Origin of the sequence: Paraburkholderia sp. SIMBA_030, from assembly GCF_046535245.1 — a bacterium.
Lineage (GTDB): Bacteria > Pseudomonadota > Gammaproteobacteria > Burkholderiales > Burkholderiaceae > Paraburkholderia.
This window is the reverse complement of the sequence record NZ_JAWRXB010000072.1, coordinates 1-659: the sequence shown is the minus strand read 5'-3', so window position 1 is coordinate 659 and position 659 is coordinate 1. Positions and strand designations below refer to the sequence as shown.

The following is a 659-nucleotide window of genomic DNA, read 5'->3' as shown; positions in this document are numbered from 1 at the left end:
GGCGACGAAGTCTTTCGCTCTAGGATTTCTTGAAGGTTGGCCTTTGAGGCTGATTTATTCCCAGGCTTTCGGGTTTGGGTGCGGGAAGTTTTGACCGGGTTATCTGGTCTGTTATTTGACAATTGAAGATGAGAAGAAAGAGAAACGTGGGCGGCGGAGTTCGCGGATTGAGCAGCGATGCTTGATCTTGGAAAGAGACTTTGGCGGTCACGTTTATCAAGAGAAGTTACACTGGTTTTTGACGGCTGGCTTTCGGGTTGGCTGTTTAGAAAACAGGTGTGAAGTTCTCGTCGATTCAGAACGTGACGTAAATGCCAATGATTGAATTCTCAACATGAGAGTTTGATCCTGGCTCAGGATGAACGCTAGCGGGAGGCCTAACACATGCAAGCCGAGCGGTAGAGATTCTTCGGGATCTTGAGAGCGGCGCACGGGTGCGGAACACGTGTGCAACCTGCCTTTATCTGGGGGATAGCCTTTCGAAAGGAAGATTAATACCCCATAATATTTTGAATGGCATCATTTGAAATTGAAAACTCCGGTGGATAGAGATGGGCACGCGCAGGATTAGATAGTTGGTGAGGTAACGGCTCACCAAGTCAACGATCCTTAGGGGGCCTGAGAGGGTGATCCCCCACACTGGTACTGAGACACGGACC

General features: G+C 49.5%; 1 rRNA gene. It reads left to right on the top strand.

From position 1 onward, the window contains the following. Positions 1-330: 330 nt before the first annotated feature. Positions 331-659, top strand: a 16S ribosomal RNA gene (locus SB772_RS39045); the annotation flags it as partial.